This is a genomic window from Mycobacterium sp., from assembly GCF_049683935.1.
In the GTDB taxonomy this organism is placed as follows: domain Bacteria; phylum Actinomycetota; class Actinomycetes; order Mycobacteriales; family Mycobacteriaceae; genus Mycobacterium.
This window is the reverse complement of sequence record NZ_JBAUJR010000227.1, coordinates 1-5,946: the sequence shown is the minus strand read 5'-3', so window position 1 is coordinate 5,946 and position 5,946 is coordinate 1. Positions and strand designations below refer to the sequence as shown.

Below are 5,946 nucleotides of genomic sequence, written 5' to 3'. Positions count from 1 at the left end.
GGGACGCACCGCGCGAGGTGTCGACGGTGAGCACCCGGCCGGTGTCGCCGACCGCCTGCGCGAGGGCAGCGGCGAAAACGCCCGCGCCGCCGTACAGATCCCAGGCCGTCATCCCCTCGCTCAGCTGTGCCCACTCGCTCACCAGCGAACTGTAGAGCGCGGGTGCGTCGTGGTGTGCCTGCCAGAAGGCGGTCACCGGGACCTGCCAGCTGCGTCCACCGACCCGCTGCACGGCTTCGTACCCGCCCTCGGCCACGGTCGTCCGGTGTCCGCCGCCGACTGTCTTCCGATGTCCACCTCCGGCGGACGTCTTCAGATTGCCGCCTCCGGCTGACGTGGCCTTCCGGGTGCCCGGCGCCCCCGCCACCACCACGTGGCGGATGCCGTCGTCGTCGATCGCGACGTGGACGTGGGACTCCGACGGCCACTGCTTCTCGGCGATGCCGGCGAGCATCCCCGGGGGCAGTTGCGCACAGTCGAGCTGGTGCACCAGCTCCGGACTGTGGTACCGATGGAAGCCCGCGCGACCGTCCCGCGAGGTGTCCAGCCGCACGCGGGTCCGCCACCCGGTGGCGCCTTTCACGCCGACCGGCTGCGCGGTGGCCTCACCCTCGTCGCGCCAGTGATATCCGCCAAGGCGCGCAAGCTGATTGGCCACCACCGCACCCTTGAGCCGACGTGCGGCGGTCGGCTCGGCGAAGGCCAGATCACAGCACCCCGACCCATCCACCCCGGCGATCGGGCACAGCGGGTCGATCCTGTCTTCGGACGCCTCCAGCACCTCGACGACCTCGGCGTTCCAGTAGGAGCCGCGACCGCCTGCTTTGCCTGTCAGTCGGACCCGCACCGTCTCGAAGGGCAGCGCGTACCGCACGAACACCACGCGGCCATCGTGACGCGCCACACAACTCCCCCCGTTGGCCGCAGCGCCGGTGGTCAGCGTCAGTTCCTCGGGCGGGGTGTATGCGCTCGTTTCAGGAATCTTGCTCAATCCAGGAATCCCTTACGTGCATCGCCGGGAGCCGACTGGGGTTGCAACTTCTTCAACCGCTCCGACGAAGAGAGTTGCCATGGAACGGACGTGACCATGACATTGGGTTCGAACAGCAGCCTGCCCTTCAGCCGCAACGCACTCTGGTTGTGCAGCAACTGTTCCCACCAGTGCCCCACGACGTACTCGGGGATGAACACCGTGACCACGGTGCGCGGCGAGTCCTTGCCGACCCGTTTGACGTAATCGAGCACGGGGCGGGTGATCTCGCGATACGGCGATGCGATCACCTTCAGCGGCACGCTGATGTCGCTCTGCTCCCACTTGTGCACCAGCGCGCGCGTTTCGGCATCGTCGACGCTGACTGTGATGGCCTCCAACATGTCCGGACGGGTGGCCCGTGCATAGGCCAGTGCCCGCAGTGTCGGCATGTGCGCGTTCGACACCAGCACGATCGCGTGGTTGCGGCTCGGCAGCACCATGTCGTCGGCCTCTGCCGAGCGCAGTTCGAGCTCGCGGCTGACCGATGCGTAGTGCTTGTGGATCAGCTTCATGATCCCGAACAGCGCGCTCATCGCCAGGATCGCGATCCATGCCCCGGCAACGAACTTCGTGACGACCACGATGACCAGGACCGTGCCGGTGCAGATCAGACCGATGGTGTTGATGACCCGGGAGCGCTTCATCCGGCCGCGGACCACGGTGTCGGTCTCGGTGCGCAGCAGCCGTGTCCAGTGCCGCACCATGCCGATCTGGCTGAAGGTGAAGGACACGAACACCCCGACGATGTAGAGCTGGATCAGCGCGGTCACCTGCGCCTGGAACGCCACCACGAAGGCGACGGCGCCGAATGCCAGGAACAGGATTCCGTTGGAGAAGGCCAACCGGTCGCCCCGGGTGTGCAGCTGGCGCGGCAGGTACCGGTCCTGCGCCAGGATCGATCCGAGCACGGGGAACCCGTTGAACGCCGTGTTGGCCGCCAGCACCAGGATCAGGGCTGTCACCAGGGCGATGAGGAACAGACCCAGCGGGAAGCCGTCGAACACCGTCTCGGCCAGCTGGACGATCAGCGTCTTCTGCTGATAGTTCTCCGGCGCTCCCACGAGTTGTTCGCTAGGCCGCTCCGCGATCTGCACGCCGATCGCCCTGGCGAGCATGATGATTCCCATGAACAGTGTGACCGCGATGACGCCCAACATCAGCAGTGTGGTGGCGGCGTTGCGGGACTTGGGCTTTCGGAATGCAGGGACGCCGTTGCTGATCGCCTCGACGCCGGTCAGGGCCGCACTGCCCGACGAGAACGCCCGGGCAACCAGGAAGATCAGCGCGAAGCCCAGGACGTCACCGTGCTCGGAGTGCATCTCGAAATCGGCCGATTCCGCGCGCAGCGGATTGCCCAGCACGTAGATCTGGAAGAACCCCCAGGCCAACATGATCGACATGCCGATCATGAACGCGTAGGTCGGAATGGCGAACGCGGTGCCCGATTCGCGGATACCCCGCAGATTCAACGCCGCCAGCATCAGGATCGCCGCCACCGCGAACCACACCTTGTGTTCGTTGATGAACGGCACCGCAGATCCGATGTTGGACATCGCCGCGGACATCGACACCGCGACGGTCAGCACGTAGTCCACCAGCAGAGCGCTGGCGACGGTGAGTCCCGCGGTCGGGCCGAGGTTGGTGTTGACGACCTCGTAGTCGCCGCCGCCGGAGGGGTAGGCATGGACGTTCTGCCGGTAGCTGGCGATCACGATGAGCATCACCGCAGCCACCGCCAGGCCGATCCACGGCGCCATCGAATAGGAGGCCAGCCCGGCCACCGACAGCACCAGGAAGATCTCCTCCGGGGCGTAGGCCGTGGAGGACAGCGCATCGGAGGCGAAGACCGGCAGGGCTATCCGCTTGGGCAGCAGGGTGTGCGACAGGTTGTCGCTGCGGAACGGCCGGCCCAGCAACAGCCGCCGCGCGGCGGTGGAAAGCTTGGACACGAGTGCCAAGAGTAAGCCCACATGCGAATACCGGTAGCGTTCCGAGTGCGCAGGTACTGCAGAAGCAGATTACGTAAGCCACATCTGGCTTCGGCCGGGAAGGACCGTCAGGTGCGTGTAGTGGTGATGGGATGCGGCCGGGTGGGCGCATCCCTGTCGGACAGCCTGGCCAGGATCGGCCACGACGTCGCCGTGATCGACCGGGACGGAACAGCTTTCCACCGGCTCTCCCCCGACTTCTCCGGCGAACGGGTGCTCGGGATGGGTTTCGACCGCGACGTGCTGTTGCGTGCCGGCATCGAGGACGCCGCGGCCTTCGCGGCGGTGTCCTCGGGTGACAACTCCAACATCATCTCCGCGCGCGTCGCGCGTGAGACGTTCGGGGTGGCGCGGGTGGTCGCGCGCATCTACGACGCGAAGCGCGCGGCAGTCTACGAACGTCTCGGTATACCCACCGTCGCGACCGTGCCGTGGACGACCGACCGGCTGCTCAACGTCCTGACCCGGGAGACCGAGACCACCAAGTGGCGCGACCCCACGGGCAACGTCGGGGTGACCGAGCTCGCGTTGCACGAGGACTGGGTGGGCCGCCGGGTGACCGAGCTGGAAGCCGCCACCGCGGGACGGGTCTCCTTCATGATCCGCTTCGGCGCCGGCACACTTCCAGATGTCAAGACCGTCATCCAGGCCGGCGACCAGGTGTACCTGGCCGCGATCTCCGGCCACATCGCCGAGGCACTGGCCATCGCGGCGTTGCCACCCAGCGCGGACTCGGAGTCGTGATGCCGCGGACGCGAGGAGCAATCCAGTGAAGGTCGCGATCGCCGGGGCCGGGGCCGTGGGTCGATCCATCGCCCGCGAGCTGGTCGAATCTCATGACGTGACGCTGCTCGAGCGCAATCCGGACCACATCGACGTCGACGCGATCCCGTCCGCGCAGTGGCGCCTCGGCGACGCCTGCGAGCTCAGCCTGCTCGAATCGGTCAAACTCGAGGAGTTCGACGTGGTGATCGCCGCCACCGGTGACGACAAGGCCAACGTCGTGCTCAGCCTGTTGTCGAAGACGGAGTTCGCGGTGGCCCGGGTGGTCGCCCGCGTCAACGATCCCCGCAACGAGTGGCTCTTCGACGAGGCCTGGGGTGTCGACGTCGCGGTGTCGACCCCACGGATGTTGGCCTCGCTGGTCGAGGAGGCGGTGTCGGTCGGCGATCTGGTGCGGCTGATGGAGTTCAGCAAGGGCCAGGCGAATCTGGTCGAGATCACCCTTCCCGATGACACCCCGTGGGGCGGCAAGCCGGTCAAGCGGCTCGAGCTACCCAGAGACGCAGCGCTGGTGACGATCCTGCGCGGCCCCCGCGTCATCGTCCCGGAGGGCGACGAACCACTCGAAGGCGGCGACGAACTGCTGTTCGTCGCAGTGAGCGAAGTAGAGGACGAGCTGCGCGAGCAACTGCTGCGGCCGCGTCAGCGCTGAGCCGACGGTCAGTGCGGTTTCTGCGCCGAGGCGTCGTCGTCGGAGACCGGGTCGACCACAGGATCGCTGCCCGGCTTCTCCCCCTGCACGGCGGCGTCGCGTTCCTGCACGGCCCGCTTCGCGGCTCTGATCGCCAGGTAGGTCACCAACGCCGCCACCGCTGTCAGCGGCCAGCCCATCGCGATCCGCGCCACCCCGAGCCAGCCGGTCTGGTCGGCGTCGTACAGATGGTGCTGCACCACGAAGCGGGCGGAGAACACCGCCACCCACACCAGCGTCGCCACGTCGAAGGCCACGACTGCGCGGCGCACCTCCCGCCAGCTGCGGTCGTGAGAGCTGACCCACCCCCACGCGTAGCCGACCAGCGGGCGACGGATCACAACCGAGATGGTGAACACGACGGCCCAGAACAGTGACGTCCAGATCCCGAGCAGGAAATAGCCTTTGGAGGCGCCCACCAGGTAGGCGATGAGCGCACTGATCCCGACGGCGAAGAAACCCGAAATGGCCGGTTGCACCGAGTCCCGCCGGTACAGGCGCCACAGCAGGATCAGCGTCGCCACGGCCAGGGCGGCGCCGATGGCGGGCATGAGGCCGAACGCAGAGGACACGGGAACGAACACCACCACGGGCAGCGACGAATAGATCAGCCCGCTGATGCCGCCCATCTGTTCGAGGACAGCGGCGCCCCGAGGAGCTGTGGTCTGCGTGCCCGGTTCGGTGCCCGGGTCACTCACTTTTGAATCTCGTAGTGGGGGTTGTAGATCGCCTTGGCGCCGTTGTCCAGCTTGCCGACACGTCCGTGCACCTTGAGGGTTCGGCCGGATTCGATGCCGGGGATTCGGCGCTGGCCGAGCCACACCAGAATCACCGAGTCGGTGCCGTCGAACAGTTCGGCCTTGACGCCGCCTGCGCAACTCTTGCCGTTGCATTCGACGCTGCGCAGGGTGCCGACCATCGTCACCTCCTGGCCGCGCTGACAGTCGATCGCCTTCTGCGCACCGGTGCTGGCGGCTTCGTCGCTGAGCTCCTGTACGTCGAGTTGTTCCGGATCCTCGGTCAACCGACGGGTGAGCCGCCGAAGATACCCCTCGGCCGTGGCCATGGCTTCTCCTGAGTCCTGTCAATCCACTGCGGATTGACCCAACAGACGCCACGGTAGACCTCTTGGTTCCGATTTGCCACGTAGGGCCGACCCGCCGCGCCGGGGATCACCCGACCGGGCACGATCGTGGGATGGCGGTCGATCTGCGCGGTGTCACCACCGTCCTGCTTCCCGGCACGGGCTCCGACGATGACTTCGTCTACCGGGCCTTTTCGAAGGCTCTGCACGACGTCAACGCGGTCGTCGTCACCCCGCCGCCGCAACCGCACCGCCTGGTCGAGGGTTATGTCGAGGTTCTCGACGGCGCCGCCCGGCAGGCGCCGATCGTGGTGGGTGGTGTCTCGATCGGCGCAGCGGTCGCGGCGGCGTGGGCGCTGGCACATCC

Annotated in this window: 6 protein-coding genes and 1 pseudogene; 3 read left to right on the top strand and 4 right to left on the bottom strand. The window is 67.2% G+C overall.

The features are described from left to right. The coding region (locus tag WA965_RS12970; protein WP_526447599.1) for a class I SAM-dependent RNA methyltransferase at positions 1-991 on the bottom strand (991 nt) is incomplete at its 3' end. Then, positions 988-2,982: an amino acid permease gene (locus WA965_RS12965; protein WP_526299104.1), complete on the bottom strand. Its 1,995-nt coding sequence runs from the start codon at positions 2,980-2,982 to the stop codon at positions 988-990. The genes WA965_RS12965 and WA965_RS12970, both read right to left, overlap by 4 nt. 111 nt (positions 2,983-3,093) lie before the next feature. Here WA965_RS12965 and WA965_RS12960 point away from each other — a divergent pair, with 111 nt between their 5' ends. Together WA965_RS12960 and WA965_RS12955 are read left to right on the top strand one after the other, a co-directional pair. Continuing rightward, positions 3,094-3,765, top strand: coding sequence for a potassium channel family protein (locus WA965_RS12960; protein WP_526299106.1), 672 nt, complete (start codon positions 3,094-3,096; stop codon positions 3,763-3,765). A 25-nt stretch (positions 3,766-3,790) separates the two neighbouring features. Beyond that, on the top strand, positions 3,791-4,456 hold the full coding sequence (locus WA965_RS12955) for an NAD-binding protein (protein ID WP_178358540.1): 666 nt from the start codon (positions 3,791-3,793) through the stop codon (positions 4,454-4,456). Between the two features lie 8 nt (positions 4,457-4,464). Here the strand turns inward: WA965_RS12955 and WA965_RS12950 are convergent, their stop codons facing one another. Both WA965_RS12950 and WA965_RS12945 read right to left on the bottom strand, forming a co-directional pair. Continuing rightward, complete coding sequence (locus WA965_RS12950; RefSeq protein WP_526299108.1) at positions 4,465-5,193, bottom strand: DUF3159 domain-containing protein; 729 nt, start codon at positions 5,191-5,193, stop codon at positions 4,465-4,467. Continuing rightward, positions 5,190-5,561: an OB-fold nucleic acid binding domain-containing protein gene (locus tag WA965_RS12945; RefSeq protein WP_526299110.1), complete on the bottom strand. Its 372-nt coding sequence runs from the start codon at positions 5,559-5,561 to the stop codon at positions 5,190-5,192. The genes WA965_RS12950 and WA965_RS12945 overlap by 4 nt, the downstream gene beginning before the upstream one ends. Positions 5,562-5,692: 131 nt before the next feature. On the opposite strand from WA965_RS12945, the pseudogene WA965_RS12940 reads away from it, so the two are divergent. Continuing rightward, positions 5,693-5,946: pseudogene (locus WA965_RS12940) on the top strand (alpha/beta hydrolase); the annotation flags it as partial.